The organism is Listeria grandensis FSL F6-0971 (assembly GCF_000525835.1).
Lineage (GTDB): Bacteria > Bacillota > Bacilli > Lactobacillales > Listeriaceae > Listeria_A > Listeria_A grandensis.
The window spans coordinates 132668-157436 of record NZ_AODD01000015.1; the positions used below are offsets into that span (position 1 = coordinate 132668).

The 24769-nt window shown below is 42.1% G+C and carries 34 protein-coding genes and 1 pseudogene; 34 read left to right on the forward strand and 1 reads right to left on the reverse strand.

Annotation, left to right across the window (positions count from 1 at the left end):
- Positions 1–42: 42 nt before the first annotated feature.
- The 7 genes from PGRAN_RS15765 (at position 43) to PGRAN_RS10510 (ending at position 3447) form a co-directional block, all read left to right on the forward strand.
- Positions 43–789 carry a conserved phage C-terminal domain-containing protein gene (locus tag PGRAN_RS15765; RefSeq protein WP_051998578.1) on the forward strand — a complete coding sequence of 249 codons (747 nt, stop codon included), beginning with the start codon at positions 43–45 and terminating at the stop codon, positions 787–789.
- Positions 716–1600 carry an ATP-binding protein gene (locus tag PGRAN_RS10490; protein ID WP_051998579.1) on the forward strand — a complete coding sequence of 295 codons (885 nt, stop codon included), beginning with the start codon at positions 716–718 and terminating at the stop codon, positions 1598–1600. The genes PGRAN_RS15765 and PGRAN_RS10490 overlap by 74 nt, the downstream gene beginning before the upstream one ends.
- 18 nt (positions 1601–1618) lie before the next feature.
- On the forward strand, positions 1619–1783 hold the full coding sequence (locus tag PGRAN_RS16830; RefSeq protein WP_159101136.1) for a hypothetical protein: 165 nt from the start codon (positions 1619–1621) through the stop codon (positions 1781–1783).
- A gap of 11 nt (positions 1784–1794) precedes the next feature.
- Positions 1795–2157, forward strand: a complete 363-nt coding sequence (locus PGRAN_RS10495; RefSeq protein WP_036066981.1) for a hypothetical protein — start codon at positions 1795–1797, stop codon at positions 2155–2157.
- Positions 2154–2333: a hypothetical protein gene (locus PGRAN_RS10500; RefSeq protein ID WP_036066982.1), complete on the forward strand. Its 180-nt coding sequence runs from the start codon at positions 2154–2156 to the stop codon at positions 2331–2333. Before PGRAN_RS10495 ends, PGRAN_RS10500 begins: the two co-directional genes overlap by 4 nt.
- A 62-nt stretch (positions 2334–2395) precedes the next feature.
- Positions 2396–2905: a sigma factor-like helix-turn-helix DNA-binding protein gene (locus tag PGRAN_RS10505; protein ID WP_036066984.1), complete on the forward strand. Its 510-nt coding sequence runs from the start codon at positions 2396–2398 to the stop codon at positions 2903–2905.
- On the forward strand, positions 2905–3447 hold the full coding sequence (locus PGRAN_RS10510; protein WP_036066986.1) for a site-specific integrase: 543 nt from the start codon (positions 2905–2907) through the stop codon (positions 3445–3447). The genes PGRAN_RS10505 and PGRAN_RS10510 overlap by 1 nt, the downstream gene beginning before the upstream one ends.
- A 140-nt stretch (positions 3448–3587) precedes the next feature.
- Here the strand turns inward: PGRAN_RS10510 and PGRAN_RS10515 are convergent, their stop codons facing one another.
- The gene (locus PGRAN_RS10515; RefSeq protein WP_036066988.1) at positions 3588–5087 is read right to left on the reverse strand and encodes a hypothetical protein; all 1500 of its coding nucleotides are present in this window, start codon (positions 5085–5087) and stop codon (positions 3588–3590) included.
- 408 nt (positions 5088–5495) lie between these two features.
- Between PGRAN_RS10515 and PGRAN_RS15770 the strand changes: the two genes are divergently transcribed.
- The 27 genes and pseudogenes from PGRAN_RS15770 to PGRAN_RS10640 all read left to right on the forward strand — a co-directional run.
- Positions 5496–6314, forward strand: coding sequence for a hypothetical protein (locus tag PGRAN_RS15770; RefSeq protein ID WP_051998580.1), 819 nt, complete (start codon positions 5496–5498; stop codon positions 6312–6314).
- A 44-nt stretch (positions 6315–6358) separates the two neighbouring features.
- Entirely contained in the window at positions 6359–6679 is a 321-nt protein-coding gene (locus PGRAN_RS10525) for an HNH endonuclease (RefSeq protein ID WP_036066989.1), read from the forward strand.
- A 3-nt stretch (positions 6680–6682) separates the two neighbouring features.
- A complete protein-coding gene (locus PGRAN_RS16835) occupies positions 6683–6835 on the forward strand; it encodes a hypothetical protein (protein ID WP_159101137.1) in 153 nt (50 codons plus the stop codon).
- Between the two features lie 14 nt (positions 6836–6849).
- Positions 6850–7122 carry a hypothetical protein gene (locus PGRAN_RS10530; protein ID WP_036066990.1) on the forward strand — a complete coding sequence of 91 codons (273 nt, stop codon included), beginning with the start codon at positions 6850–6852 and terminating at the stop codon, positions 7120–7122.
- A 104-nt stretch (positions 7123–7226) separates the two neighbouring features.
- Entirely contained in the window at positions 7227–7556 is a 330-nt protein-coding gene (locus PGRAN_RS10535) for a hypothetical protein (protein ID WP_051998581.1), read from the forward strand.
- The gene (locus PGRAN_RS10540; RefSeq protein ID WP_036066991.1) at positions 7534–9213 is read left to right on the forward strand and encodes a terminase TerL endonuclease subunit; all 1680 of its coding nucleotides are present in this window, start codon (positions 7534–7536) and stop codon (positions 9211–9213) included. Before PGRAN_RS10535 ends, PGRAN_RS10540 begins: the two co-directional genes overlap by 23 nt.
- Positions 9214–9237: 24 nt before the next feature.
- Positions 9238–10404 carry a phage portal protein gene (locus tag PGRAN_RS10545; protein WP_051998589.1) on the forward strand — a complete coding sequence of 389 codons (1167 nt, stop codon included), beginning with the start codon at positions 9238–9240 and terminating at the stop codon, positions 10402–10404.
- Positions 10394–11035, forward strand: coding sequence for a head maturation protease, ClpP-related (locus PGRAN_RS10550; RefSeq protein ID WP_051998582.1), 642 nt, complete (start codon positions 10394–10396; stop codon positions 11033–11035). Before PGRAN_RS10545 ends, PGRAN_RS10550 begins: the two co-directional genes overlap by 11 nt.
- Positions 11010–11138, forward strand: a complete 129-nt coding sequence (locus PGRAN_RS17510; RefSeq protein WP_277619716.1) for a hypothetical protein — start codon at positions 11010–11012, stop codon at positions 11136–11138. Before PGRAN_RS10550 ends, PGRAN_RS17510 begins: the two co-directional genes overlap by 26 nt.
- A gap of 30 nt (positions 11139–11168) precedes the next feature.
- Positions 11169–12335: a phage major capsid protein gene (locus PGRAN_RS10555; RefSeq protein WP_051998583.1), complete on the forward strand. Its 1167-nt coding sequence runs from the start codon at positions 11169–11171 to the stop codon at positions 12333–12335.
- Between the two features lie 122 nt (positions 12336–12457).
- Positions 12458–12766 carry a hypothetical protein gene (locus tag PGRAN_RS10560; protein WP_036066992.1) on the forward strand — a complete coding sequence of 103 codons (309 nt, stop codon included), beginning with the start codon at positions 12458–12460 and terminating at the stop codon, positions 12764–12766.
- Complete coding sequence (locus PGRAN_RS10565) at positions 12747–13115, forward strand: phage head closure protein (protein WP_051998584.1); 369 nt, start codon at positions 12747–12749, stop codon at positions 13113–13115. Before PGRAN_RS10560 ends, PGRAN_RS10565 begins: the two co-directional genes overlap by 20 nt.
- Positions 13081–13440, forward strand: a complete 360-nt coding sequence (locus tag PGRAN_RS10570) for a hypothetical protein (protein WP_036066993.1) — start codon at positions 13081–13083, stop codon at positions 13438–13440. Before PGRAN_RS10565 ends, PGRAN_RS10570 begins: the two co-directional genes overlap by 35 nt.
- The gene (locus PGRAN_RS10575) at positions 13430–13834 is read left to right on the forward strand and encodes a hypothetical protein (protein ID WP_036066995.1); all 405 of its coding nucleotides are present in this window, start codon (positions 13430–13432) and stop codon (positions 13832–13834) included. The genes PGRAN_RS10570 and PGRAN_RS10575 overlap by 11 nt, the downstream gene beginning before the upstream one ends.
- Before the next feature lie 15 nt (positions 13835–13849).
- Positions 13850–14434, forward strand: coding sequence for a hypothetical protein (locus PGRAN_RS10580; protein WP_036066996.1), 585 nt, complete (start codon positions 13850–13852; stop codon positions 14432–14434).
- Between the two features lie 13 nt (positions 14435–14447).
- Positions 14448–15185: pseudogene (locus PGRAN_RS10585) on the forward strand (hypothetical protein); the annotation flags it as partial.
- A gap of 4 nt (positions 15186–15189) precedes the next feature.
- Positions 15190–15462 carry a hypothetical protein gene (locus PGRAN_RS10590; protein WP_036066998.1) on the forward strand — a complete coding sequence of 91 codons (273 nt, stop codon included), beginning with the start codon at positions 15190–15192 and terminating at the stop codon, positions 15460–15462.
- Positions 15463–15472: 10 nt separating this feature from the next.
- A complete protein-coding gene (locus tag PGRAN_RS10595) occupies positions 15473–15874 on the forward strand; it encodes a hypothetical protein (RefSeq protein ID WP_036066999.1) in 402 nt (133 codons plus the stop codon).
- Between the two features lie 167 nt (positions 15875–16041).
- Complete coding sequence (locus PGRAN_RS10600; RefSeq protein WP_036067000.1) at positions 16042–17664, forward strand: phage tail tape measure protein; 1623 nt, start codon at positions 16042–16044, stop codon at positions 17662–17664.
- 1695 nt (positions 17665–19359) lie between these two features.
- The gene (locus PGRAN_RS10610) at positions 19360–20181 is read left to right on the forward strand and encodes a hypothetical protein (RefSeq protein WP_051998585.1); all 822 of its coding nucleotides are present in this window, start codon (positions 19360–19362) and stop codon (positions 20179–20181) included.
- A 96-nt stretch (positions 20182–20277) separates the two neighbouring features.
- A complete protein-coding gene (locus PGRAN_RS10615) occupies positions 20278–21303 on the forward strand; it encodes a Gp37-like protein (protein WP_036067003.1) in 1026 nt (341 codons plus the stop codon).
- Positions 21303–22070, forward strand: coding sequence for a hypothetical protein (locus tag PGRAN_RS10620; RefSeq protein ID WP_036067005.1), 768 nt, complete (start codon positions 21303–21305; stop codon positions 22068–22070). Before PGRAN_RS10615 ends, PGRAN_RS10620 begins: the two co-directional genes overlap by 1 nt.
- Positions 22070–22405, forward strand: a complete 336-nt coding sequence (locus PGRAN_RS10625; RefSeq protein ID WP_036067006.1) for a hypothetical protein — start codon at positions 22070–22072, stop codon at positions 22403–22405. Before PGRAN_RS10620 ends, PGRAN_RS10625 begins: the two co-directional genes overlap by 1 nt.
- Positions 22406–22558 (forward strand): XkdX family protein, encoded by a 153-nt coding sequence (locus PGRAN_RS16340; RefSeq protein ID WP_077914663.1) that lies wholly within the window; start codon positions 22406–22408, stop codon positions 22556–22558. It abuts the gene before it with no gap.
- Positions 22542–22949: a phage holin family protein gene (locus tag PGRAN_RS10630; RefSeq protein ID WP_051998586.1), complete on the forward strand. Its 408-nt coding sequence runs from the start codon at positions 22542–22544 to the stop codon at positions 22947–22949. The genes PGRAN_RS16340 and PGRAN_RS10630 overlap by 17 nt, the downstream gene beginning before the upstream one ends.
- A 58-nt stretch (positions 22950–23007) precedes the next feature.
- Positions 23008–24066: a peptidoglycan recognition protein family protein gene (locus PGRAN_RS10635; protein ID WP_159101138.1), complete on the forward strand. Its 1059-nt coding sequence runs from the start codon at positions 23008–23010 to the stop codon at positions 24064–24066.
- A 108-nt stretch (positions 24067–24174) separates the two neighbouring features.
- Positions 24175–24769 (forward strand): hypothetical protein (locus PGRAN_RS10640; protein ID WP_036067008.1); only part of this gene is annotated, 595 nt, incomplete at its 3' end.

A 24769-nucleotide genomic window follows, 5' to 3' on the forward strand; every position in this document is an offset into this window, starting at 1 on the left:
TATTAGATGAGTAAGATAGGAATAGAAGGAGAGTCTAATGATATGCAAAATGAAATAAAGAATGGGTGGGACAATCAATTTTTTCAGGTACCGAATGCTATATATGATAATGGAGATTTGGACGTGTATGAACTAGCGATTATTCAATATATTTTCAGATTAGCTAACAATGGTATGGCTTTTCCTTCATTTTCAAAAATGGCAGAGCGAGTAAAATGTTCCCGAAAAAAATCTATAACGACCATTGAATCACTTATTAAGAAAGGTTATTTAGTAAAAAGAAAAAGATTAAATGACGTGGGTAATCAAACAAGTAATCTCTATATATTAAAGAAACCTAAAAAAGTGGGTAGTGCATCAGGTACACTACCCATGGTAAACGGTGTGCCCCAGCCTAGTGTACCTGATACACCGACCCTAGTGAATGAGGTACACCCTATTAATACTAATATAATAAACACTAACTTATATAAAGATATAGTCAACTTTCTAAATACTAATGCTGATACTAACTACAGAGCGACAACAAAAAGAACCCAGCAACTTATTAAGGCTAGATTGGATGAAGGATTCAGTGAAGCAGATTTTCAACAGGTGATAAGTAAGAAATGTCGCGATTGGAAAAAAGATCCCCAATTCGCCCAATATCTAAGACCAGAAACATTATTTGGTGCGAAGTTTGAATCGTACCTAAATCAAAAAGGAGGGATGCGAGATGTCACAGCTTCAACCGCTAGCGGGAATACTCGACCATGTGATTCAAATCAACAGCTTGAAGGATTGTTCTGATGCCTCCAAGGTGAATGTGCAGTACAGCGATTCTTTTTGCAATAGCGAGGTGGTGCATCCGCTGAAAAAAGACGTAAGAAAGCTCATTATTGATGGTGTACTTACATGTCCTTTGTGCAAATCGCATGACATGAATCTTGCTTTTCAAAAAGAGCAGGAAGAAAAAATAAAGCAATATCGTGTTCAATTTCAGAACGGGCGGTTGCAAGCAGACAGTTTATTTTCAGACTACACGATTGAACACGCTAATTTTGAAGCATATGAAACGACGCCAGAGAGTGAAGCGGCAAGTAATAAAGAGCGAGCGATAACGGCGATGAAGAAGTACAAGGAAGGTGTCGTATTTAACACGATGATTTCTGGACATGCTGGTGTTGGGAAAACGCATCTAGCTATGGCAATTTTGAATAATCTCAATGCGAAACTGCCGAAAACGTGCCTCTTTATCAAGGTGGATAATTTGATGCGTGAGATACGGAAAACTTTCAAGCCGAGTTATCAAGGTAAAGAGGATGAGGATTATTATATCAGTCGATTGGTCAATGCGGATTTTTTAGTGCTGGATGATTTGGGCGCGGAGTCTGGCTCTATTCAGAAGGAGAATACGGCAAGTGATTTTGTCCATCGCGTGTTGTATGGCGTGCTGGATGGGCGTAGAGATAAAAGCACGATTATTACGACGAACCTTAGTGTGAAAGGCATCCAACAGCTTTATGATGAAAAGTTGATTTCACGGATGTTGAGTAATCATTACATTATCAAGTTTGAGAATACCAGCGATCATCGGATTCAAAGTATTTCGTTCGATTAAAAATAAGGAGGTAGAGCGATGCCAGTCAATTATATTGGATTTTCAGGGCAAGAACCATATTCCATTATTGTGTGGGTGAAGGGTGATAAGCAGGTGGGGAAAACGGTGTGTTATGACCAGCAGGAAGTGGAACAGGCTCTGGATCAGCATGCGCATCATTACGATAGGCATATTTTATGTTAGGGGAGAATCAGATGGATCATAATTCAGAAACGATAAGGCGCTTTCGTGAACAGCTAAAAGCAAGCCGTCTAGCGTATCGAAAGCATGTTTTACGCATTGCGCATATGTCGGATAATGTTGCTAGGGTGGAAGCACAGGAAAAGTTGGAAGGGATGGAAGAAACCAACAAAGAATTGCAGGAGAGCTATTTATTGGCAACGATAGCAGAGGAAGAAGATATACTGTTTGGGATGAATAGCAATTTCGATGATTTGTTATTGATGCAGTTGCGGAATAAATACGAGTTGAGTGGTAGACAGCTAGCCCAACTGTTTGGAGTAGCATCGGATGTCGTGTATCAAAGGATTAAATGTGTAGAAGGTGGCAAGGCATGAAGTTAAAGTACCATGTCTATATGCGAACACCTACCAGCTTTGCATTCTATCGGGACTACCGAACGAAAGCGGAGGCAATGCACGCTGTCGAGTTACTTTTTACAGAACAAGGGATAAGCGCATGTATGACGCTGGATATGACCAGTGATACGCGATTTTATATGGAAAACAATTGAATAATGGAGAAATGCGCTATATCCATATTCAGGATATGGCGTATTTTATTGGAGGGAAACAGATGTTGGATGATTTGATTTTTGAATACAAAGTGGCGAGAAGGCATGCCAATATTAAAAAGGCGAGTGCAGGGCTACAGGATGATAGGAATTTGTGGAGTAGCATTAGCTCCAGTTTAGATAAGGCGATTCTTTATATGGAAACTGGTTGCTCTCCTTGGGATTACAAGCGAACAGCGAAGGCGTCAATGGAAGAAAGAACGGTATTGGCAGATAATTATTTGTTGGATTATTTGAACTACCAACAACCTGAAACAGCAGCAGAAAAAGAGTTGGGAGAGCTGGAGCGGAGTATGTTGCATGAATTGATTGGTTGCTTGTCACCACGAGAAAAAGAGTGCTATTTACTGAATAAGCAATCCATGTTTTCGATTGGAGAAGTGGCAGAGTATTTGGGGATTGCGAAAAATACAGTAGAGGATCATTTACAAAAAGCACGAAAAAAGATTGAGAAGCAGAAGCAAAAAAGCTTGTATGTGTTGGCGTATGAATCAGAATTGGAGGCGAAATAATGAACGTAGTAGAGCCTATACGTGATCGAGATACGATTACGGAAATCAAGCGTTATTTGTTGGTTAAGAACCAACGTGATTATATTTTATTTTTTCTAGGCATCAATGTGGGGCTTCGTATTAGTGATTTATTACGGCTGAAAGTGAGGGATATACGTGGCAATCATATTGTAATACGCGAGCAGAAAACGAATAAGCAGAAGAAGATACTTATTCCGAAAGAGGTGAAGAGAGCTTTGGGGATGTATGTAGTAGATTTAGATGATCAGGATTATTTGTTTCGAAGCCAAAAGGGGATTAATAGACCAATTACGCGTATTACCGCATATCGCATATTAAAAGGGCTGCAAGAAAAATTTGGTTTAGAAAATATTGGAACCCACACGCTACGAAAAACTTTTGGTTATCATTTTTATAAGCAATTTAAAGATATAGTAGCACTCCAAAAGATATTTAATCATAAAGATCAGAAAGAAACGTTAATTTATATTGGCATACAACAAGATGAGTTAGATAGTAAAATGTTAAAATTTAATTTGTAAAAACCAATGTATGATTTTTAATATATTGTGAGTATACCAATTGCTGTGCTAATAAAATAGTTTTAGCATAACAATACACTGCATAGAAAATATAGAATGGGTAGACTAATTTTATGCAGTGTATTGATTCAATTCATCTTTTATGATGTGAAGGTGTTTCTTCTAGCGATGTCGAGATCTCGATCGAATTCTCTAGCGCTATTGTATTCCGATTCTGAATAAGTATTTAGGCACTCTGCATCTAAATATTTTTTCAGAGCATCTTTATTCTTTCGGAATATAACGGTGCTCATTTTTGAAATGAAGTCATTGCTATTATATCTTTTGTATATATGTGTATAGTGTTTAACTCCAGATGTATCAAGGCTGCTTTTTACTAAAAATGCGAAGTCAACATACTGAAATGCCGGTTGAAACTCATTGAAAATTATTTTCCCATCAAAAATGAGCTGAATTTGATAAAACATAGCCTCGGAACTTTGCACATCAGGGATTGAAGAATCCATAATTAGGCGTAGTATACTATTGTTATGGTTGATAGTAGAATTGAAAACAATAAAACCAAGTAGGCTAATAAATTTAGTAGAGCTGATTTTAAATACAATGTTGGTTAGTGATCTAAATTTATATGTGAAAGTTCCATTGGTGGTATCAGTAATTTCTGGGAATTCATTTTCAAACTGAACATTTCCGGACGAAATATATTTATTTCGAGCTAATTCCTGTTTATGCCATATATCGTCGTTTAATTGCATTATTTTTGTGTTGTATACGATCATGAAAGTATTCAAAAAATGAGGATCTCTTATTAATTTGGCGGACTGCAGTGAAATTAGACCATACTCACTTTTTCTTACTAGCTCTAAAATTTGGGTATAATGCTCTGTTTGATTTGTTCGAATCCAATGAGCTTGTTCTTTTGTGAGTATGAATTTTCTGTGTTTATTTTTATTGATATATTCAAGAATATCCGTTTGAAGAGAATCCGCGGAGTTAAATAACAACTGCAAGTTTCTTATATAATCATCATTTTTATTGTTATTTAATATTTTTTCATAAAGAAGCTCTGCATCATTCCCCAGCTCATCGTATTCTTTTGTAACTGTAAAAGGTGGTATTATTGCTAGATCGGAAACGAATTTTGACCAATCAGAGATACGTTTGCGTGCTCCTGGAATTACAGTCAGTAATTTTTGTAAATTCCTAGCTCTAAGAGCATTGTTTTGAAGCATACGTTTCCCACTTTGTGCCCCTGCCGCTAAACTCCCGAATTCAGTTATGCAGTCGCTACCGACATTTAAGGTGACACTATTAACAGTGTTTTTAATATAGTATATATATCGATTTTTCTTATTGCACAAGGAGCAGTGCATCCACTTGCCTTCGTCTTCTCCTCTATCCTCGATATGTTGCCCATTAGGAGATTTATGCTGAATCCACTCATCCATAGATTTATTTAGGAGAGTATCATGCATTTCGCTTAGCATTGTCAATTTACTTGCTGGTATTCTAGCGGTAGTTAAATGATTATCTTTTTCTAAGAGATCATACAGCCATTGGAAGTCTTTATTTTTTAGATGCTCACTGTATAGTAATTTGTTACTTTGTTTTTTTGTGAAAAATATTAAATTACTGCTCATAAAATTACTCCCTTCAAATAGGTGGTAGTGATAACAGCTCAATCCATATATTTCTATTCTTTAATATTACCATTCATACCGGCTGAATGGCAATCGATAATAGTATTATCGTTGGTAAATGTATACTCAAAGTAGATATGTTGTGTTAAATAGATGGAACCATTGTAAAGCTAGGTTTTCCAATGGTTTTTAGGAGTATGTCAAAAGCTACAGAATCTTAGATATGTTACATTTATTGATTGATAATATAGTAGTGTTGCCATATATAGATGAAAGGAAGAAAACAATCACAGGTTATTGCTCTTTGTCCATCTTATCTGGTAATATATAGTCAGGGAGGGAAGCAGATGAGCGAACAAAAAGAAAAACAAGTAGTGGAAGAAGTTAAAAAAATTAAAAAGCTGTTTTATGGTAACACCTATCGGTTCTGATGGTTCCGATATAAGAAGGCATGCTGATGGAATATTAGACGGAGTTATCAATCCTATTTTAAAGAAAAGGGGATATGATACACATGTATCTCACAAAATATCAACATCAGGATCTATTAATAAAAGTATTATTCAGCATTTGGTAAATGATGATTTGGTGGTAGCTAATTTAACTACACTTAACCCTAATGTTATGTACGAGCTAGCGATACGCCATTCGTTTGCTAAGCCAGTTATTATATTAGCAGAAGATAATACGAACTTGCCTTTTGATATCGTGGATCAAAGAATTATTTTTTATACTAATGATATAGCAGGCGCGATTGCATTAGAAGCAACATTCACTAAATTTTTAGATGCTATTGAAAAAGGAGATAAGATAGAAAATCCAATTATAAGCGCAGTTGAATCGGAGGCTGTTATTAAAGCTTCTGATACTACGTCAGAAAAGTATATACTTGGTCGGTTAGATCAAATAGAAAATCTTTTAAGCGAACTAGTACAGACTGGTGGAATCAAAAAAGGTGGTACTGTTGTACGTAAAGCTTCTCAAATCCTTTCAATGGAGGAGTCTGAAACTTTAAGTAACATAGCGATAGATATTATTAGTCGTGAAGGGAAAAATGCAACTGTCAGATCGTTTCTTTCTGAACTAGAGCGAAAAAATTTAACATTCGATAAAGAATTTGCATTGCTGGCTGCCTTATTTAAAAAGGTAAGGGATGAACAAACTATTTCTAATATAGAATATGAAAAGTTTAGAGACGCATATGAATTGGATAGAGAAGAAAATTAGAAAGAGCCCTGAAGGGTTCTTTTTTTTGGAGTGTGGTAATCCCTATGAAACTAACAACAAAGTTATTACAATATATTCTAACGGATCAGCTTATCAAATTTTACAAAACCAAGGAATGGAGAAAACTGCGAGAGATTGCGCTGAAACGGGATAACTACGAATGCCAGCGATGCAAGAAGCATGGACTTTATACGAAAGCGGATTGCGTGCATCATTTACAGTATGTGAAGGATATGCCAATGCTAGCGCTGACTTTATCCAATCTCGAAAGCTTATGTAATCCATGCCACAACAAAGAGCACAATCGATTACCGAATCAAAAGAAAGCGAAGTCCAAACGCTTTATGAGCGAAGAAAGGTGGTGACGTATGATTTCAATTATAATCATGTTGTTCCTGCTTGTGCTTGTCATCAGCTTTATTGGGACTATCGCAGAGAAGGACAGGGCGACAAAGCGGTGTCTGTGCATTGTATGTAGTGCGAGCCTTCTTGCTTTAGCGCTGACAACCATCTTAATCTAAGGAAGTGAGCAACATTGAAAATAGAATACGAAGGTAGCGTCTACACGCTGGATGACTTTGAAACATACAGCGTCTATATCCGCGACCGACTCAAGTACATCATGTACCAAGCGTACCGCAACATCCGTGACAGCGTCGTACTGAACCGTTGTCATGGTATGAAGCTTGCGGGTGTCAAGGTGCTTGTGCAAACCAACAAAGACAAAGTAATGAAGTACACCACGTTCTCGACACATGAAATCGATACGGTGATTTCTTTTATCGAGAAGTATTATCCTAATCTGTAGACCCCCCTTAAAAAAATTTGTATTTTTCAAGGAGGGTGTGACAACGGGGGAGGTAGGTCGGAAAAAATATTTTTGTGAAATTCGCATATGAGGGGGTGGTTGTTGTGCCAGCGGTCAAGCGGGAAACCATTCGAATGTTGATCAGGCGTGACTTATTGGAGCAGTTAAAAGTAAGCGGAATCGTTGGGGCGCAATACAAAGACCTTGTGGACGATTATTTGGCATTATGGGATTTAAAAGAGGAATTAAAGAAGGAAATCAAAACAAAAGGGGCAATGGTGGTTTGGCGAAATGGGACTCAAACAGGTCGCAAACGTTCAGACGCCGTGGTTGAATTGCCCAAAGTCAGTAAGCGGATGACCGACTTACTGGAAGTGCTGGGAGCGATCGAACCGCCAGTGGGTGCCATCGATGACGACATGCCAGACTTATAAATACCATCCGTACATCGATGTGTATTTCCGGTATATACGGATAGGGCAGCTGAAAGTTTGTCAGGAACAAAAGAAACTGGTACGCATGATCAAACACAAACTGGATGATCCGAATGTGGTTATCGATCACCAAGCCATTGAGGATTCAGTAAATATCCCAGCGCCTTATTTTCCTTTCACACTGTATCCATGGCAAAAATTTGTGAATGCGTGTATTTTCGGAGCGCGCTATCAAGATACTGGGCGTTTGGTATGGAATCAGATTCTGATTATGATGGGGCGCGGTGGCGGTAAAAATGGCTATGCCGCGTACCTGAGCTTTTATATGATGTCGAAACAATTCCAAATCAAGCATTACCACATCGAATTTGTAGCGACATCCGAAAAGCAAGCGAAGACCAGCTTCACGGATATTAAAAATGTGCTGGATGACCCAACCTATGAAAAAACGTTGAAAAAGGTCTTTGCGGCAACGAAAGTGCTGATTCAACATCGCTTCACGAAAGCACAAGTACAATACCATACGGCGAATGCCAAAACGAAAGATGGACTGCGACCAGGTGCCATCTTTTTTGACGAGGTGCATGAGTACGAAGGCAAGAAACTGATTAAGGTGTTTCGCTCGGCGTTGGGGAAAGTACCAGATGGACGAACGTTTTATCTGACCACAGACGGGTATGTCCGCGGCGGGTTCTTGGATGATATGAAAGACAAGGCGAAACACGTACTAGACAATTTTCAAAGTTTACCGAAAAATAAATTGTTCCCGTTTATCTGCAAATTGGATCACGAGAAACAAGTGCTCGATCCAACGAATTGGGAAATGGCAAACCCGTCGCTACCACATAATGAGGAACTATACGAAACGATGTTGGAAGAATGGGAGGATTGCCAAGTAGATGGTGCGGTGACGGATGTGGTGATGCATGCCGAGTTTTTGACCAAGCGCATGGATTTTCCCGTGGAGATGGTCAAACATCAAGTGGCGACATATGAGGATATACTGGCAACGAATCAGGTGTTACCGAAAGAGCTAGAAGGTGCTACCGCGATTGCTGGCGTCGATTTTGCCGATGTACGCGATTTTTGTACGGTGGGCTTGCTACTGAAATACAACGGCAAGCGTTACTGGATTCAACACACCTTTATTCATCACTTGGCTTTGAAGCTCCAAGACATCAATCCGGATATTATCGAGATTGCAAAAAGTAAGGGATTATGCACGATCATCGAAACCGATAAATCGATTAAGCCAGAACGCGTGGTGAACTGGTTAAAGGAGAAACTCCAAACCTACGGCATTCAAAAGGTTGCGATGGATACGTTCCGCGAATCGATTCTAGGTGTCAAATTAAAAGAGGCAGGTTTTGAAGTGGACGTGGTGCGTCGTGGTAATGTCACGCACAGTAAGTTGGCACCGATGATTGACGATATGTTTATCAACCAAACGATTGTCTTCCCAGATGATCCGTTGATGCGTTGGTTTGTGGGGAATGTCTATGTGGATGAACTAGGAAATGGCAATAAAGAGTACAAAAAAATAGACAAAGAGAAGCGGAAAACAGATGGGTTTTTCGCGTTTACCCATGCCTTGAATTTTGATCATGAATTAGTGGAGCCGAGTGCTTGGATGGACTTCGATGTTTTCACGTATTAGAGGGGGGGTGAGTGTGTGGGCGTGATGCAGTGGGCAAAGGGCTTATTTCGAGAGGCAACCACTGAAAGTTTGGTCGACCAGTCGTTTCAATCTTTGCCAGCGAAAAAGTTGTCAGAACTAGCTATTAAAAAATGGGCAATTGATTCGTGTGTCAATAAGATTGCGAATGCATTGGCAAAAGCGGATATTCAGACGTTTGTGGCAGGGGAAGAGACGCGCGGGGAGGATTGGTATTTATTCAATATCGAACCCAATCCCAATCAGAATGCCACGGAGTTTTGGAAGAAAGCCGTGTATAAATTGGTGTATGAGAATGAGGTGTTGATTTTCTCGATGGGAAACGCGATGTATGTGGCGGATAGTTTTTCCCAGCACAAATTTGCCTTTCGTGAAAATGTTTATTCTAATATTGTCTTGAAAGATTACGCAGTCAGCGCGTTATTTCCAGAATCTAAGGTGATGCATCTCACGCTGAATATCGAAAAAACGAAAACGGTGATTGATGGCTTTTATCGTTTATATGGGGATCTGATCTCCGAGGGTGTATCGAATTATAAGAAATTGAATAGTCGAAAATTCTTGTATAAAACGAAGGGACAATTGGCGCAAACAAAGGAAGCACAAGAAGAGATGCGTAATTTATTGTCGAATCGAATACGGGTTTTCTTATCCGAAAAAGACGCGGTATTGCCGTTACAAGAAGGGCATCTATTGGAAGAATTGGAACAGAACAAAGCCAAAATCGCAGAGTCACGAGATATTAAAAAGATGATCGATGATGTGTTTGAGATGACAACGACGAGCTTTCATCTCCCATGGGGCGTCGCGAAAGGCGATACAGTTGGCTTGAATGAGCAGATGAACGCCTTTTTAATGTTCGGCTTAAATCCGATTGCGGAAATGATTAGCGATGAAGGAAACCGTAAACTGTACGGAAAAGCGTTGGTATTACAGCGAACCTACATGAAGATGGACACGAGCCGTATCAAGGTGATTGATTTGAAAGATAGTGCCAGTGCGCTGGAATTGTTATTTAGAACAGGAACCAACACCATTGATGATAACTTGGCAATGGTTGGAAAGGAGCGGACAGGATTGCCAGAAAATAACCAACGATTTATTTCGAAAAATTATGCGGTGCAGGGCAGTGAGGAGATGCTTGCACAAGGAGGTGACAGGGATGCCGAGTAAGACGATGCCGATGATTGCCAAACGTTTGGAGTTTTTCAATAGTGTGACAGATAACCAAGCGACGATGTATTTGTATGGCACAATTGGAGCTGGTTGGTACGCGGATATTAACTCCGAGGCGGTACGTAGCCAATTGGAGCAGATTACAGCGGATACGATTCATGTGCACATTCATTCGGGTGGCGGGGATGTATTCGAATCCATTGCGATTCAGAACTTATTCAAAGCGCACCCCGCAAAAATCATGATGCACGTCGATGGTTTAGCCGGCAGTGGAGCGTCTGTTATTGCGATGGCGGGGGACGAGATTCACATGCCTTCGAATACGATGATGATGATTCACAAAGCGGCGACTTTTCTTTATGGCAATGCGGAGAAGTTACGCAAACAAGCGACGGTATTAGATAAAATCGATCAATCGGTGACCGCTAGCTACATGGGGCGTTTTGTGGGAGCCGCGAACGAGCTTGATATTTTATTGTGCAATGAAGAATGGCTGACCGCAGATGATTGCCAAGCACTTGGTTTTTGTGATGTGATTGGAGAAGCTATTGATATTGGCAGTCTCAGAACCCGAAGAAAAACCAGCAATGGAGGAAGAGACAGTGGCGAGTATTGTGGGGAAATATAGTGCCAATCAAAGAAATAAGCCATTTAGTACACCACAAGCTGTACTGTCAAAAACAGCAAAACAAAATACGATATTAAACATTATTGGGCGATTTAACCAATAGTGTTTTTTTTCATGAGGAGGAAAAAAACACATGCCAATGTTAACACTACAAGCACACAAGCAAGCGGAAAAGGAATTGAAGGGGAATTTCGTCAATACGATGCGAGACGGGACAGAAGAACAACAAGTCGAAGCGTTCGCGGAGTTGTCGGATGCGATGATGCACCGTATTATGGCGGAGGCGCGCGAAACGATGCAGGCAGGAATGAACGACACGACGGTATTGTCTCAGCGTGGCTTTAACCCATTAACAACGGATGAGCAATCGTATTATAACGAAGTCATCGCTGGGAATGGCTTTGCGGGAACGGAGAAATTGATGCCGCCAACCGTTTTTCAACGCGTATTTGAAGACCTTGTGAATAAACATCCGCTACTGGCGAAGATTGATTTTGTCAATACGACAGCAACAACGGAGTGGATTATCTCGATTGGGGAAGTACAGACGGCATGGTGGGGTCCTTTATGCGCGGAAATCAAAGAAGTGTTGGATAAAGGCTTCGATAAAGTATCCACAAGTCTCTACAAATTATCGGCATATATCCCGATTTGTAACGCTATGCTGGATTTAGGCGTTGAGTGGTTGGACTTGTACGTGCGCACAGTTTTAGCGGAATCGATGGCATTAGGTCTAGAGTTTGGCATCATTGCAGGCACAGGAAAAGACCAGCCCATCGGCATGATGAAGGATATTAACAACGTCACAGATGGCAAATACGTGGATAAAGAGGCGACGGTGTTACCAGACTTGAAGCCATTGACGCTGGCAGAAAAGATCATGGTACCACTCACACGCGAAGGTAAACGCAGTGTTTCCGATGTGTTACTGATTGTGAACCCATTGGATTATTGGGCTAAAATCTGGGCATCGACGGTAATGTTGACGCCACAAGGCACCTATGTCGCGGGTATTTTGCCAATCCCAGCCACGATTATAGAATCCAGCGCGGTACCTGTCGGGCGTATGGTTGCTGGGCTAGGGAATGATTATTTCATGGGAATCGGATCAGAGCAGAAAATCAAAACATCGGATCAAGTACGCTTGTTGGATGATGAAACGATTTATTATGCCAAGCAATATGCGACAGGACGCCCCAAAGATAATGCATCGTTCTATGTGTTCGATATTGAAAACATGGATACATCGCTGGCATTTGATGTGAATGTAAAGACGCCCACCGCAACCCCAGCAGCTTAGTCGGGGATATGTAGACATGACACGGGCGGACGTAAAAGCCGCACTAGATCGTCGAGGTGTATACTATGCGAAGAATACTCGGACTACGTATCTGGTGAAGAAACTACAGGAGGCAGATATCCATGACAGTTGATGTGCCAACAGCGTTGTTAGAAGAAGTGAAAGACTATTTACAGGTCACATGGAACGATGAAGATCGTCGCATTACACGTGATATTCAGCGAGCCATGGCGAATTTACAGACGATTGTTAGCCCAGCGCTCACATTTGCGGAAGAGGACGATAGCAGGCAGCTGTTGCTGGATTGTTGTCGTTATATCCGTAACAACTCCTATGAGTATTTTCAACCGAATTTTATCGAAGAAATCCAAAGCTTGCAATGGAAAGAAGCCATCAAGGAGTGTGCAAACGATGCAAAAAGTAGCCCATAACAGCTATAACGATGGGGTTTTACATTATGGTAGGGTGACGACGATTCGGACGGTATCGGGGCGCCGGCAGAGTGAGAAGAAATTTGTGCCTGTGGAAAAATTGTTCTACGAAGAAATGAGCATTCGCCAAGAAGATCGCATCCTGTGTGGTACGATGGGGAGTATTTTAGATATCAAAGTCAAGACGCCTTTTCGACAGGGCGCGAAGACATATCAAAAAGTGCAGATAAACGAACAAGTCTATGATGTCATCACGATTGATGCGGATAGACATGTGCGTTTATTTTGGTATTTACAGAAAGTAGGGGATGTGCGTGATCAACGAGCAGAAAATCAAACAAGCGATTGAAGCGGCAACCGGACTGGCTGTGTTTTATGGGGAAGTATCGGAGGACGAAGAAGAACCAGTAGAAGCATATGTCCTGTTCTTTAAAGGCGGCATGGAACGACCAGAAAAAGGCGATCAAATCAGTATGCTGAAACGGATCGTGGTGTATGTGTGCATGGAGGTTATCACAGACGACATTTGTTTGGCATTGATTGATACGTTAGAGAATCTAGGATTGCGGTTTCGATATTCAGAGGCAGATCGCGAACAACAAGGCGATACAGATGCGTTTCTGGACACGGAAGTTTTCACATTTACACATTTGGTGAAGCGCCGTGGCTGTTAGGTTTGGCATAGATTTCGCTGACTTTGAACAGTTGCAAAAGAAAATCGAGCAAATACCGCAGCAATCGGAAAATGCGCTTAATCAGGTGATCCATCGCGAAGGGGCGACGCTGATTCAGGAAAATATCCTTCAACGATTACCTATTTCCAAAGTAAACGGCAGAAATCGACGGAAAAAACATGCGAAAACCAGCCAGCCATTTCAAGTGGTGACCTCCAACCTGAGTGTAGAGATAAAACCGAAAGCGCGTTTTCGCTATTTGGTGTTTCCGAACAAAGGGCTGGGCAATAAGAACAAAAACCCTCAGGAATTTATGGAGGTAGGAGTGGCAGATGCGACACCTAAGATCGTGGAAAAGCTAAATCAAGCGATGGATCGCATCATCAACGAATAGGGAGGAAGTAGAGACATGGTAGGAACCATTATTGAAGATTTTTCAAGTTATGAAATTAAAGAAGCAAGTATTCAATTTTTGGATCGGGCGACAAAGACACAAGAAGTCGGTACCAAATTTGGGTGTGTGGGGAAGTACGATTTTGAAACTGAGATGAAAAATATCCAGCGTACCTGTGAAGGCGTGGTGACAGATGAACTAGCGAAACCAGACAAAGGAACGGCGAATATTTCGGCGCATTTCCCGCCATATGTGATTCGTACCATTTTAGGATTCCATAATCAAGGCTTGAAAACAGGCGTGTTTGCGTATGGGCGAAATTCGCAACCAAAGCCCTTTGTGTTTACGGCAAAAGTGCTGGATATGTACGGTACGACTAAATTGATTGCGCTACCGAATGCATCGACGACATCTGGTTATTCCGAAACCATCGAGAATGGCGGTGAGGAAGTCGCGGAAACAGAGCTGGAGCTATCCGCGAAACAGGATTCCTTTGGTGAAATCGTGTATGAAGCCTTTGTGGATGAAGTGGAGGATGCCCAGCTTATTGAAGACTGGCTGACAAAATTCACACCAGAGATGGCATACGAAACACCCTAAGGCTCCCCAAAACTTCCGTGTGATCGACAGTACAGACACAACGCTGACATATGCATGGGACGCGGTAGAAAATGCGACCGCTTATCGATTCTATCTGGGGGAGGAAACGACACCTATTGTCGTAGCTACGAATCAGATGACCATGCAAGCGTTCCATCCGATGACGAACTATAGCGCGCGTGTCGCAGCGGTAGACGGAAGATTGGAAGGGGAGAAATCAAAGATCATCACACACATGACACCCATCGCCATCCCAACATTAAAAGCACCACACATCGATGGCATCACCTACCTGCTAGGGGAAACAGTCAACGATCCGAATGTGACGGCTTTCGCTGTGTTTAAAGAGGATGGTACATGGTACAAAAACGGGACAATTACAAATGGGGACATCAAATTTTATGCCACAGCTAATCTAGTAGCAGGGCAAAAATACATTGGCAGAGTCGTTTACGGCAAGTCAGGATCAGGCACTGAGGTACTAGGAATGCCATTGGAATTTGAGTGCATCAAAGCACGTATTACTTTAAACCCAGTCACAACAGCGAGGCGAGTGGTAGCTGGAACAAGTGAAGCCGGCTTACAAGTGCGTACATGGCAAAATGGTGTTACCAAAACAACGGTGCCCGTAGACACAACGGGGCAATACAGGTCTAGCTTATCGTCGGTAGCAGTTGGCGATGTGATTAAAGCAGAAGTGAAAATTGGCTCGACGTATGCCACGGCAGCTGAATGGACAGTAAGGGAGTGATGGCATGAGGTATCCAGATATTATCGAGGCATACGCAGGTTTTGATCCATTGCAAGAGAATGTAACGACAGATAATCCGCATATTGTTGGTGTGCATGCGCCGGATAGTAAGATTTACATCCAATTAAATGGCAGTAATCGTCGAGGCGTGAACACCGACGATGGTGGCAAATTTGAATACGCGTGGGAGGCGTTGCTTGTTGGCGACGCTATTTCCATGCAATCAAAAAATGGCACGAACTACGAGGAATTTTGGATAGAAACGATACGAGAGTGAGGAGAAAAGTATGGCAAAAGGAACAATTCAATTAACGACAGGGGAAGAACTAGCTATTGACACAAAAATTATTGCATTAACTTTATTCAAACTACAGCACGAAAAAGTGATTGATGGGAGCTTTCTAAAATTACTAACTATGACAGGAAATCAAGCAGATGTCGATATGAACTTGGATGTGTTTTCTGCAATGCGGTCGGTGTATGTGGCTTATCGCCAAGCAAATCCCGTGCAGTATATTAGCTTCAACGCTTTCATGGAACAGTACGAGTTTGATTATGAAGAGGTTATGGAGATTTACACAGCGATTTTACAAAAAGAAAGTAGCAGTAACTTGGCGAAAAGTTTTGAGAAGAAGACGCAAGCCAAGGGGAAGCCACACGATTTCCACGCTATGACATCCACTGTGTAGAGGATTTATATAGTATTTTTGTACATCATCTCCAGATTTCCGAAGAGATTTTTTGGCACTATCCATTAGCGTCGGTGCAACTCATTGCCCAAAATAATATCGCGATTGATAACTGGAAGCAAGGCGAACAGGAACGGCAATCGAAGAAGAAAGGAGGAAGACGCTAAATGGGGAAGCAGCCAGAGTCAAAGGTCAAGTTCTCCATCTTTAATCAGGAATTTACCAAGGGAATCAAAGAGATGGCGCTGAGTATTTCTACCTTGAATAAAGAATTTAAGCTGGAACAAGAACAACTCAAACGCACAGGAACAGAACAAGAAAAGCTAGAATCCAGCTTGGCAAAGCTCGGTCGAGAACATGACATCGCGAAACAAAAAGTGTCATTGACAGAAAAGCAGTTGGGTGAAGCGAAGAAAATGTACGGCGAGAATTCCGAAGAAGCAAACATACTCCAAGGTAAACTACTGGATTTTCAGATTGCAGAACAAAAAGTGGCGAATCAAACGGGTGTTGTTACCGATAAATTGCATACGTTGAAGCTAGCGCAGGCAGATGCATCATCTGAAACGACCAAGTACCAACAGAAAATGGGACAGTTAAAAGGCGAACAAGACCAGCTGAAATCATCGAGTGATCGCTTAACAAGTGAGTATGAGATGCAAAAGGCGGCAATGGGAGCGACAGCGAGCGAAGCTGATACATTTGCATTGGCGCAAAAGCATGTCCAACAGCAAACAGATATGACAAAGCGCGTCATCGCCAACTTGGAACAGCAATTGATGGAAACCGAGCGGATGTATGGCAAAAATTCAGTGGAAGCGAATCAGATGGCGACCAAATTAAATAATGCCAAAGCATCGGTATCTAAATTGGATATGGAGTTAGAAGAGCTAGCACAGGGTGGAAAAGGTTCTGCGGATAGTATGGAAGAACTGGGCAAGAAGATCACGGCTGGGAACTTTCTACATGCGGCGGAAATTCTAGGTGATGTAGCGGAAAAAGTGATTGATCTGGGCAAAGGCGCCTTTGAATCGGCACTGGATGTCGATGATGCTACTACACGTATTAATAAATCCCTTGGTTTAACTGGAAAGGAAGCGGCACGTACAAGGGATGTTGTGAGCAAGATATTTTCGTCAGGGATCACGGACAACTATGAAGAAATTTCTGAGGCGATTATTACCGTTCAAACAAATATGGGCAAGATGGCGGATGATGACGCTTTAGGTAGGGTAGCTCAAAAAGCACTCGTATTTTCCAAAACGTTTGATTCTGATTTAAACGAAAGTGTTCGTGGTGCGAATGCGTTAATGATGACATTCAAAATGGATGCAGGAACTGCCTTTGATTTTATGACAGCAGGGGCGCAAAACGGTTTAGATAAAACAGACGAATTGGGTGATAATCTAGCAGAGTATGCGACGTTATTCGAAGAGAATGGCTATAGCGCATCGGATATGTTTGCGATCTTAGATGCTGGGCTCAAAGGTGGCGCGTATAACCTCGACAAGGTAAACGATTTAGTCAAAGAGTTTGGGGTGCGTGTAGCAGATGGTACCATCGAAAAAGCAGTGGGCGAAATGGGCGGTAATTTTAAAAAAACTCTTCACCACGTGGAAAGAGGATGGTGGCACAAACCAACAGTTATTCCAGCTACTTGGCAAAGAGATTACGGGTCTCTCCACCAAACAACAAAAAGCCGCAGCCATTTCACAAATTTTTGGTTCGATGGGAGAAGATGCGGGAACGAAAGTCATCGAATCAATGTCGCAAGTTTCCAAAGCTTATGATGATGTTTCTGGTAAGTCGGATGCGCTGAATAAAAAGAGCGCCAAGCAGGAGTGGCAAGAAAGTTTGAATAAGATTAAGGCATCTCTTATTCCAATTGGGCAAGATTTAGTGGATGCGTTAACGCCAGTAATGTCTGTTGTTGGTCGAATATCCGATGGTTTTGGTAATTTGCCAAGACCTATTCGTATGGCAATCACGATCTTTACAGCATTATTGACGGTATTTGTTCTATTAACGCCTATTATTGGGGCACTCGCCATCACCATTTTTGCGCTGGATACAGCTTTGTTGCCAATCATCGCCATTGTTGCGGCAGTGGCACTGGTGATCACAGGGCTGATATTACTAATCAAAAACTGGGGTACGGTGGTGGAGTGGTTAAAAGAGCAGTGGGAAGCATTTGTTCCGTGGTTAGGTGCTTTATGGACTGGTATCCAAACGTTAGCCAGCAATATATGGGGCAATATAGCCACTTTTTTCAGTGGATTATGGCAAGGTATTAAAAACACTGCACTTATTATCTGGCAAGGATTTAGTAATTGGTTGCTTGGTATCTGGAAAGGGATTGTAGGATTTGCAACGCCAATTTGGCAAGGCTTGGTTAATGTCTTTACATTTATCTTCTTACTTATTCAATCCATTATCCAAGGTGTTTGGACGGTGATTACATCTATTCTTATGGTGTATTGGAATGCGATCGTTTCGATGGCACAAGCCATTTGGAAGCCGCTAGCTCCTTTTTTCACAGCCTTTTGGAACATTATCCAAGGGCTTTTTACTGTGGTCTGGGGAAGTATCAAAGGATTTTTAGTTGGGCTTTGGACAAGTATTGTGGCTTTTGCACGAGCGATCTGGATGCCGTTGCGTGGCTTTTTTAGTGGTGTGTGGAATGGTATTCGAGGTGTAACGGTTGCCATTTGGAATGCGATTAAATCATTCTTTGTAAGTGTATGGAATGCGATTGTGACTTATATATTTGGGAAAGTCACGAGTATTCGTACGACAGTCACAACGGTATGGAACGCCATTCGAAGTGTGACAACCACCGTATGGAATGGTGTTCGAAGTATGTTAAGTGGCGTTTGGAATAGTATTAAATCTTTGATTACAAATGCTGTCAATGGTGTTAGGAACACAGTGAGCGGTGTTTGGAACAGTATCAAAGGGACAACATCGGCTGTATGGAATGGGATTAAAAATGCGATGACACAACCCATGATTAGCGCGAAGAATAAGATCAAAGAAATGATTGATGCAGTAAGAGGCTTCTTTGACAATATGAAATTAAAGTTTCCAAAGATAAGCATGCCTAAACTCCCACACTTTAGCTTGAAAGGGAAGTTTAGTTTAGATCCACCAAGTGTGCCATCCGTCGGTGTTAACTGGTATAAAAAAGGTGGCGTTTTTGACGGTGCTAGTGTGATTGGTGTTGGGGAAGATCCTGGTGTGAAAGAAGCCGCGATCCCGTTATCCGGTCGTCACATGGTACCGTTTGCGACGAAGATTGCAGCGATTATGAGTCAATTACGACAAGATGGCGGTGTCCTTGGTGCCATAGATCAACTGGTACAAGAAAAAGTGGTAAACGAAACACAAGTCCATGCGACATTCCATATTAATGGTACCGTACGAGAAGAAGCAGATGTACAAAAAATTGCGAAAGAAGTCAATAACATTTTGGGGGGCTTGATTTAATGAACCAGTATCGCACACTCATCTATGAAAATATCGCAGGGGAACGCATTGATTTGACGGTTCCCCAAGCACACTTTCTATACGAGCTGACTGGCGCAGGTTTTTCGTATACGAATGAGGTGAGTGAATCCAACTATACGGATAAGCTGGATGTGGACAGTACATCCCTCCAGCATGCAGACATTACAGGGCTACTAGAGATCCGTGATGCCATCAACAGTAACCGTTCGATTTATGAGAAGCAAGAACGTATTGCCACGATTTTAAACTACGATCAGCTAATTCGAAAAGCGACAGGTGAAGAAACGCATGGAAAGCTTTTGTATAAAAATGACACGGGGATCGAGGTGTATCTGCCTGTATTGATTGCCAATTATGAATTTGGCGAAATCACGGTAGAAGAGGAGATTTTGCATGTCTTGGAAGTTACAATCTCTTTCACACGTTTGTCTAAAACATGGCTAGCGACCACGCCACAGGTGATTGTCTTTTCGTTACAGGGAACAGATGAATCGCATTTCCATAGGTATAAGCACCCATGGCAGCATGGCGAAGTATTTGAGGCTGGGAACGGCTCGATTGCGACAATTGGTGGGAACGATCTTGCCAAACTGATTGTGAAGGTATACGGAGAAGTGTCGACTTTCACGATGCGTATCAAAGACGCACTTTCTGGCATGATAAAAACGATCAAGTACGATGCGAATGTGTTTGATAATGAAGTGTTGATTATCAATAACTTTGATTTATCCACCACAAAAAATGGTGTAAATGTCATTCGTGATTTCGATTTATTTTTGGGCAGATGTCCCATTTTTTGATTTATTGCCAAATCGTAAATACGTCGTACATGTCGATAGTGACAGCTTGCGAGGGAAAATCGAATTGCATATTTTTGAAAGCTGGGTGAGTGTACCTTGATCCATTTACTTATTTTTGATAAAGCGCTACAGCAAAAAGGCGTCGTTCGTTTTAGAGAAGGCACGTTTCTGGTGCATATTTGGGACTGGCAAACTTTTCAGCTCACCGTGACGACGGAAGCCATCGATACAGGGGATTTTATTACGATTTTGGAGGATAGGCACCCAATCTATTCTGGTGTCGTCAAACAAGCGGTGGCGGTCGGTAAACAGGTGAGCATTGATGGCTATGATCTGCGCTATCTATTGGAGGGCATGCAGATGAACCAATTGTATGGGCTTAACCTGGTTAGCGCCAGCCCAATCGTTGGGAACTCCATGTCACTCATTCAACAGACTATCGCAAAGGCGTTTCCTTTAGCAAGTGTGATACTAGACAGCGAGCCTAATCGAACCACGTTTTCCCTCTCGCCTCGATTGAAAAATGCACATGCCTTTCTACGTGCAAACAATATCGCGAATGAGATGATGTATCAACTTTTCATTGTGTCTAAAAAACGTATCTTAGTGAAGGTCAAGTACTTACGTGATCTTAGTCATAGCGTCATTTTACTCAATAATATCACGCATCAACAAGTTCAAAAAAGTAAAAGCTCGAAAAATAAATACAATCAAATTTTAGGATTGGGACAGGGAGAAGACGAAAATCGAGATTTCTATTTTTATGATCAAAAAGCGATAGACGATTATCCGCAATGTTACATCTATGATTTGCGCGAAAACATCACACACGAAGACTTAATACAGCGAACACAGGTGAAGTTTAAAGAACTCCAATTTGAATATGAAATCCAATTCAAAACGCAGAAAAATAAAGTGGCACAGTTTTTGCGCGATTATGAGGTGGGGGATTACGTGACGTTCAGTGCTGCAAATGGGGAGCGAATCAAGGATTTAATTACCTCCTACACGATTACGTACCAAGCCGGGCAGCGAAGCGATGCTTATGAGTTAACGACAGGGATTGACAAGAATGCTCTGACACAAAAAATCAAGGAATTAAAGGAAGGGGGCTACCAGTAGTGGCATTGAAAGTATTTAACTTTGACGGAGACGCCTATATTGAAGGCGAGGATACACGTTCCCAGATTGGCTCGCTTGTTTCTTCCACAGGAAATGGGGTCTTTGGAACGATTGCGCAAGTAGGGGCAACCAATATGTATACGATTAAAGCAGGAACGGTCATTTTCATTGGTGGGCTGTGTGTTCGTGTCGTAAGCGAGGAATCATTCGATCTCACAAATAATAAATATATCGTAGTGGAAACCGTATATAAGGCGGTAACGGGCGCGTATAGCTGTTTATTCAAGGCGGTGAATGTGATTACAGCGGGCAAGGTCGGTACCGTTGATAAACAGGTCATTATCTACGAAAAAGGTAAGGGCATGCAAAACGAGACTCAGGGGATGGCGGATTTATTGAAAAAATCGACACGAGCCACCCGACTATTCAATGGCGCGTCGTACTTGGACGAAGGGCATAAGATGAGTTTTCCAGATGTGCTGGCAGGACAGTATCAAATGCTATTTCTTGTCTTTTCGCATTACACGGTGGGCACAGGGGCAGACGATTGGGGTTGGCTGATTTATCCGATTCCTGTGGCGTTCATCGCAGCGCATTATGGGGTGGGGCATTCGATTCCGATTGTGGCAGAAGATACGACCAAAGTGATGTATAAGTATGTGTACACAGGATTGCTTGGTGTGTCGGGCAGTGCGAATAATATCCGTGTATTGGATGGTATTAATTTCAGGACGAAATGCCTGCGCGAGATATGGGGTGTTGGCTAATGGAAACGTACTATGTCACATACAATAAAACGGGTTTTATTGATAATTGGACAACAGAAAAAATCGATGGCTTTCTTCCCATTCAATCCGAGCCGGCGCTTTTCACGGTGTTGAACTGTGTACGCGTGGTGGACGGCATAGCAGTGATGGATCAATCGCAGTTGGAACGCGAAAAAGAAGCCTACTGGCAGACACCGCCTTCCGATTTAGAAGTGGTACAACAAGAAAATGCCCATCTATTGTTGTACAGTGCCGAGCTGGAGGCTGTGATTCAGCAGTCCCAACGAGAGGATGCCGAGCTATTATTTGTATTGGCAGAGAAAGGAGTGTTGTAAATGATTGACTGGGTAGCACGTATTCAAGCGCATTTTGAGCGAGGTTTCTATACCACGGAGCAGGTAATGCGCTTTGTCACACTTGGAAAAATTACTGTAGAAGAAGCCGATCAAATCATGGCGAAGGAGGAATCAGATGGAGCAACTATTTAAAGGAGCGATGGTAGCTGGTGGTGCCGCAGTGGGGTTACTATTCGGTGGCTGGCACATCTTGGTACAGGTGTTGATGGTCTTCGTCATTGCTGATTATCTAACAGGCATACTCGCAGGAATATACAATGGGGAGCTAAGCAGTAAAGTTGGTTTTAAAGGTATTGCCAAGAAAATAGCTATTTTCATTTTGGTTGCGATTGCGCACCAAGTGGACTTTGTATTGGGTGATAAAGATATGTTGCGGGATGCCGTTATTTTCTTTTATCTCGCGAACGAATTGATTTCCATGTTGGAGAATGCCGCGCGAATGGGCTTGAACATCCCTGGTAAACTCAAACAAGTGATTGGGTTACTGCAAGAGAAGGCTGGTGAAAAAGGTAAGAAGGAGTAAAACGTAGTCCACAATGGGCTATTTTTTAGGCTTAAAATAGAGAAATGGAGTGATGAATTTGAAAAAAGTAACAATGATAGTAGTAAGCGTGTTGTTGATGGTAGCCTTTTCGATGCCAACACAAGCCGCCGTGAATATTCAAAAGCAGCACATGAACGGCTTACCAAAAACAGCTTTTGCAAACGGCGTAGGGAAGCCAAGTATGATTGTCTTACACGAGACAGCGAACAGTAAAGCGACGATTGAAAATGAAGTATCCTATATGTCTCGCAACTGGAAAAACGCCTTTGTGCATGCGTTTGTGAGTGATAGCAAAGTCATCGAGGTCGCAGATACGAACTATACTGCATGGGGCGCGGGAGCAACCGCCAATCGATATGCCATCCATGTGGAATTAGTGCGAAAAGGCAACTTCACGAAAGCTTATCATAATTGGCTAGAGATAGCGGTTTATTATGCGAAGCAATACAATATTCCGATGGCGTTCAATGAAGGGAAGAAAGGTTTTGTGACACATGCATGGATCAGCAAAAACTTAGGCGGTACCAACCACCAAGATCCGATTGCATGGCTTCAACAAAACGGCGTGTCAATGGTGCAACTAGAAAAAGATTTGCGAGTAGCGTATACAGGAGATACGGCAGTTTCGCCTAATACCCCACCAATCACAGAGACACCGAAGCCCAATGTCCCAAGTAATATTGTGGCGGGAGCTAACGTGAAGGTGCTCCCAAGTGCTAAAACATACGTTACGGGGCAAGTCATTCCAGCGTTTGTGAAAGGGAGCAACTATACGATTTTGCAAACTAAAACGGATCGCGTGCGACTTGCGGGTATCAACTCATGGGTACGTAATCGAGATATTAAGGTTGTGATACCAGTGGTAACAGGACGGAAGATATACCTACCAGCCACAGCAAGCACATGGCGTATTTATGGGCTTACCGTTAGTCCTATCAAAGCGAATACCAAAGCCTTTTTAAAACCAGCGAAATTTGGTGGGCTCAGCTACCCCGTTCTAAAAAATCGCGGTTCGGATGTCTACGAGATCCAAACCGTCCAATTTGGGCGCGTTCAAATTTACGCTAACCCTATCACAGGTGCAACAGTACGTTAGTTTTATAGGAATCCAAGCCCTTATCCATTTTTTCGGATAAGGGCTTTTTTTTATGTACCAAATATGGTATGATTAAGAAGAAAATAACAATGGAAAGGGATGGATAAAATGGCGAAAAAGATACAATTGCCGAGCGGTCGGTTAGCCGAACACGCGAATGCGATTCAAGCGACGACAAATACATTGAAATTACAACCAAAGCCAAGTGTATCCTATTCAACTGGTAGCGCGAGACAACTAGTAGAAGGTGCGATGGAGTTTGCACAAATGACGGCATCCGCTCCAGCTGCGTTTCAAAAAGATACGGCGAATTTGAAGCATGTGGAAAAAGCGTTTGTGGCATCTGAAAAGGCATTGGGGATATGCTACATAAAGGAATCGAATGGATGGGAAGTAAAAAATAGGTCAGGGGGATACATAGCAATGCAACCAAGACAACGGGAAGAAGACGCTTGGAAAGAACAAATCAAGAAAGAGCGGCAATTTGAGGAACTGGAACAATTATTTTCGAAGGCGAAACGGGCACAAGAAAATGTGCTACATACCTTTCAGGATGCGTGGCAGGGGAACCGGTCACGACAGCGGTTAGGACTAGTGGAAGAAACGATGACGGAAGAATGGCAGAAGCGGAAAAAACAGATGTATGCCGTAGATGATGCGATACAAGAATCGCGTCGAGCGCACCAACGAGCCAAGTTTGCAT

What these genes read in the sequence shown, in the direction of transcription:
- PGRAN_RS10505 (WP_036066984.1), top strand. Translation starts at nt 2,396, where the DNA reads ATGTTGGATGATTTGATTTTTGAATACAAAGTGGCGAGAAGGCATGCC.
- PGRAN_RS10600 (WP_036067000.1), top strand. Translation starts at nt 16,042, where the DNA reads ATGGGGAAGCAGCCAGAGTCAAAGGTCAAGTTCTCCATCTTTAATCAG.
- PGRAN_RS16835 (WP_159101137.1), top strand. Translation starts at nt 6,683, where the DNA reads ATGATTTCAATTATAATCATGTTGTTCCTGCTTGTGCTTGTCATCAGC.
- PGRAN_RS10495 (WP_036066981.1), top strand. Translation starts at nt 1,795, where the DNA reads ATGGATCATAATTCAGAAACGATAAGGCGCTTTCGTGAACAGCTAAAA.
- PGRAN_RS10630 (WP_051998586.1), top strand. Translation starts at nt 22,542, where the DNA reads ATGGAGCAACTATTTAAAGGAGCGATGGTAGCTGGTGGTGCCGCAGTG.
- PGRAN_RS10610 (WP_051998585.1), top strand. Translation starts at nt 19,360, where the DNA reads ATGAACCAGTATCGCACACTCATCTATGAAAATATCGCAGGGGAACGC.
- PGRAN_RS15770 (WP_051998580.1), top strand. Translation starts at nt 5,496, where the DNA reads ATGGTAACACCTATCGGTTCTGATGGTTCCGATATAAGAAGGCATGCT.
- PGRAN_RS10490 (WP_051998579.1), top strand. Translation starts at nt 716, where the DNA reads ATGTCACAGCTTCAACCGCTAGCGGGAATACTCGACCATGTGATTCAA.
- PGRAN_RS10625 (WP_036067006.1), top strand. Translation starts at nt 22,070, where the DNA reads ATGGAAACGTACTATGTCACATACAATAAAACGGGTTTTATTGATAAT.
- PGRAN_RS10560 (WP_036066992.1), top strand. Translation starts at nt 12,458, where the DNA reads ATGACAGTTGATGTGCCAACAGCGTTGTTAGAAGAAGTGAAAGACTAT.
- PGRAN_RS10580 (WP_036066996.1), top strand. Translation starts at nt 13,850, where the DNA reads ATGGTAGGAACCATTATTGAAGATTTTTCAAGTTATGAAATTAAAGAA.
- PGRAN_RS15765 (WP_051998578.1), top strand. Translation starts at nt 43, where the DNA reads ATGCAAAATGAAATAAAGAATGGGTGGGACAATCAATTTTTTCAGGTA.
- PGRAN_RS16830 (WP_159101136.1), top strand. Translation starts at nt 1,619, where the DNA reads ATGCCAGTCAATTATATTGGATTTTCAGGGCAAGAACCATATTCCATT.
- PGRAN_RS10550 (WP_051998582.1), top strand. Translation starts at nt 10,394, where the DNA reads ATGCCGAGTAAGACGATGCCGATGATTGCCAAACGTTTGGAGTTTTTC.
- PGRAN_RS16340 (WP_077914663.1), top strand. Translation starts at nt 22,406, where the DNA reads ATGATTGACTGGGTAGCACGTATTCAAGCGCATTTTGAGCGAGGTTTC.
- PGRAN_RS10590 (WP_036066998.1), top strand. Translation starts at nt 15,190, where the DNA reads ATGAGGTATCCAGATATTATCGAGGCATACGCAGGTTTTGATCCATTG.
- PGRAN_RS10545 (WP_051998589.1), top strand. Translation starts at nt 9,238, where the DNA reads ATGCAGTGGGCAAAGGGCTTATTTCGAGAGGCAACCACTGAAAGTTTG.
- PGRAN_RS10595 (WP_036066999.1), top strand. Translation starts at nt 15,473, where the DNA reads ATGGCAAAAGGAACAATTCAATTAACGACAGGGGAAGAACTAGCTATT.
- PGRAN_RS10515 (WP_036066988.1), bottom strand. Translation starts at nt 5,087, where the DNA reads ATGAGCAGTAATTTAATATTTTTCACAAAAAAACAAAGTAACAAATTA.
- PGRAN_RS10540 (WP_036066991.1), top strand. Translation starts at nt 7,534, where the DNA reads ATGACGACATGCCAGACTTATAAATACCATCCGTACATCGATGTGTAT.
- PGRAN_RS10500 (WP_036066982.1), top strand. Translation starts at nt 2,154, where the DNA reads ATGAAGTTAAAGTACCATGTCTATATGCGAACACCTACCAGCTTTGCA.
- PGRAN_RS10510 (WP_036066986.1), top strand. Translation starts at nt 2,905, where the DNA reads ATGAACGTAGTAGAGCCTATACGTGATCGAGATACGATTACGGAAATC.
- PGRAN_RS10555 (WP_051998583.1), top strand. Translation starts at nt 11,169, where the DNA reads ATGCCAATGTTAACACTACAAGCACACAAGCAAGCGGAAAAGGAATTG.
- PGRAN_RS10565 (WP_051998584.1), top strand. Translation starts at nt 12,747, where the DNA reads ATGCAAAAAGTAGCCCATAACAGCTATAACGATGGGGTTTTACATTAT.
- PGRAN_RS10525 (WP_036066989.1), top strand. Translation starts at nt 6,359, where the DNA reads ATGAAACTAACAACAAAGTTATTACAATATATTCTAACGGATCAGCTT.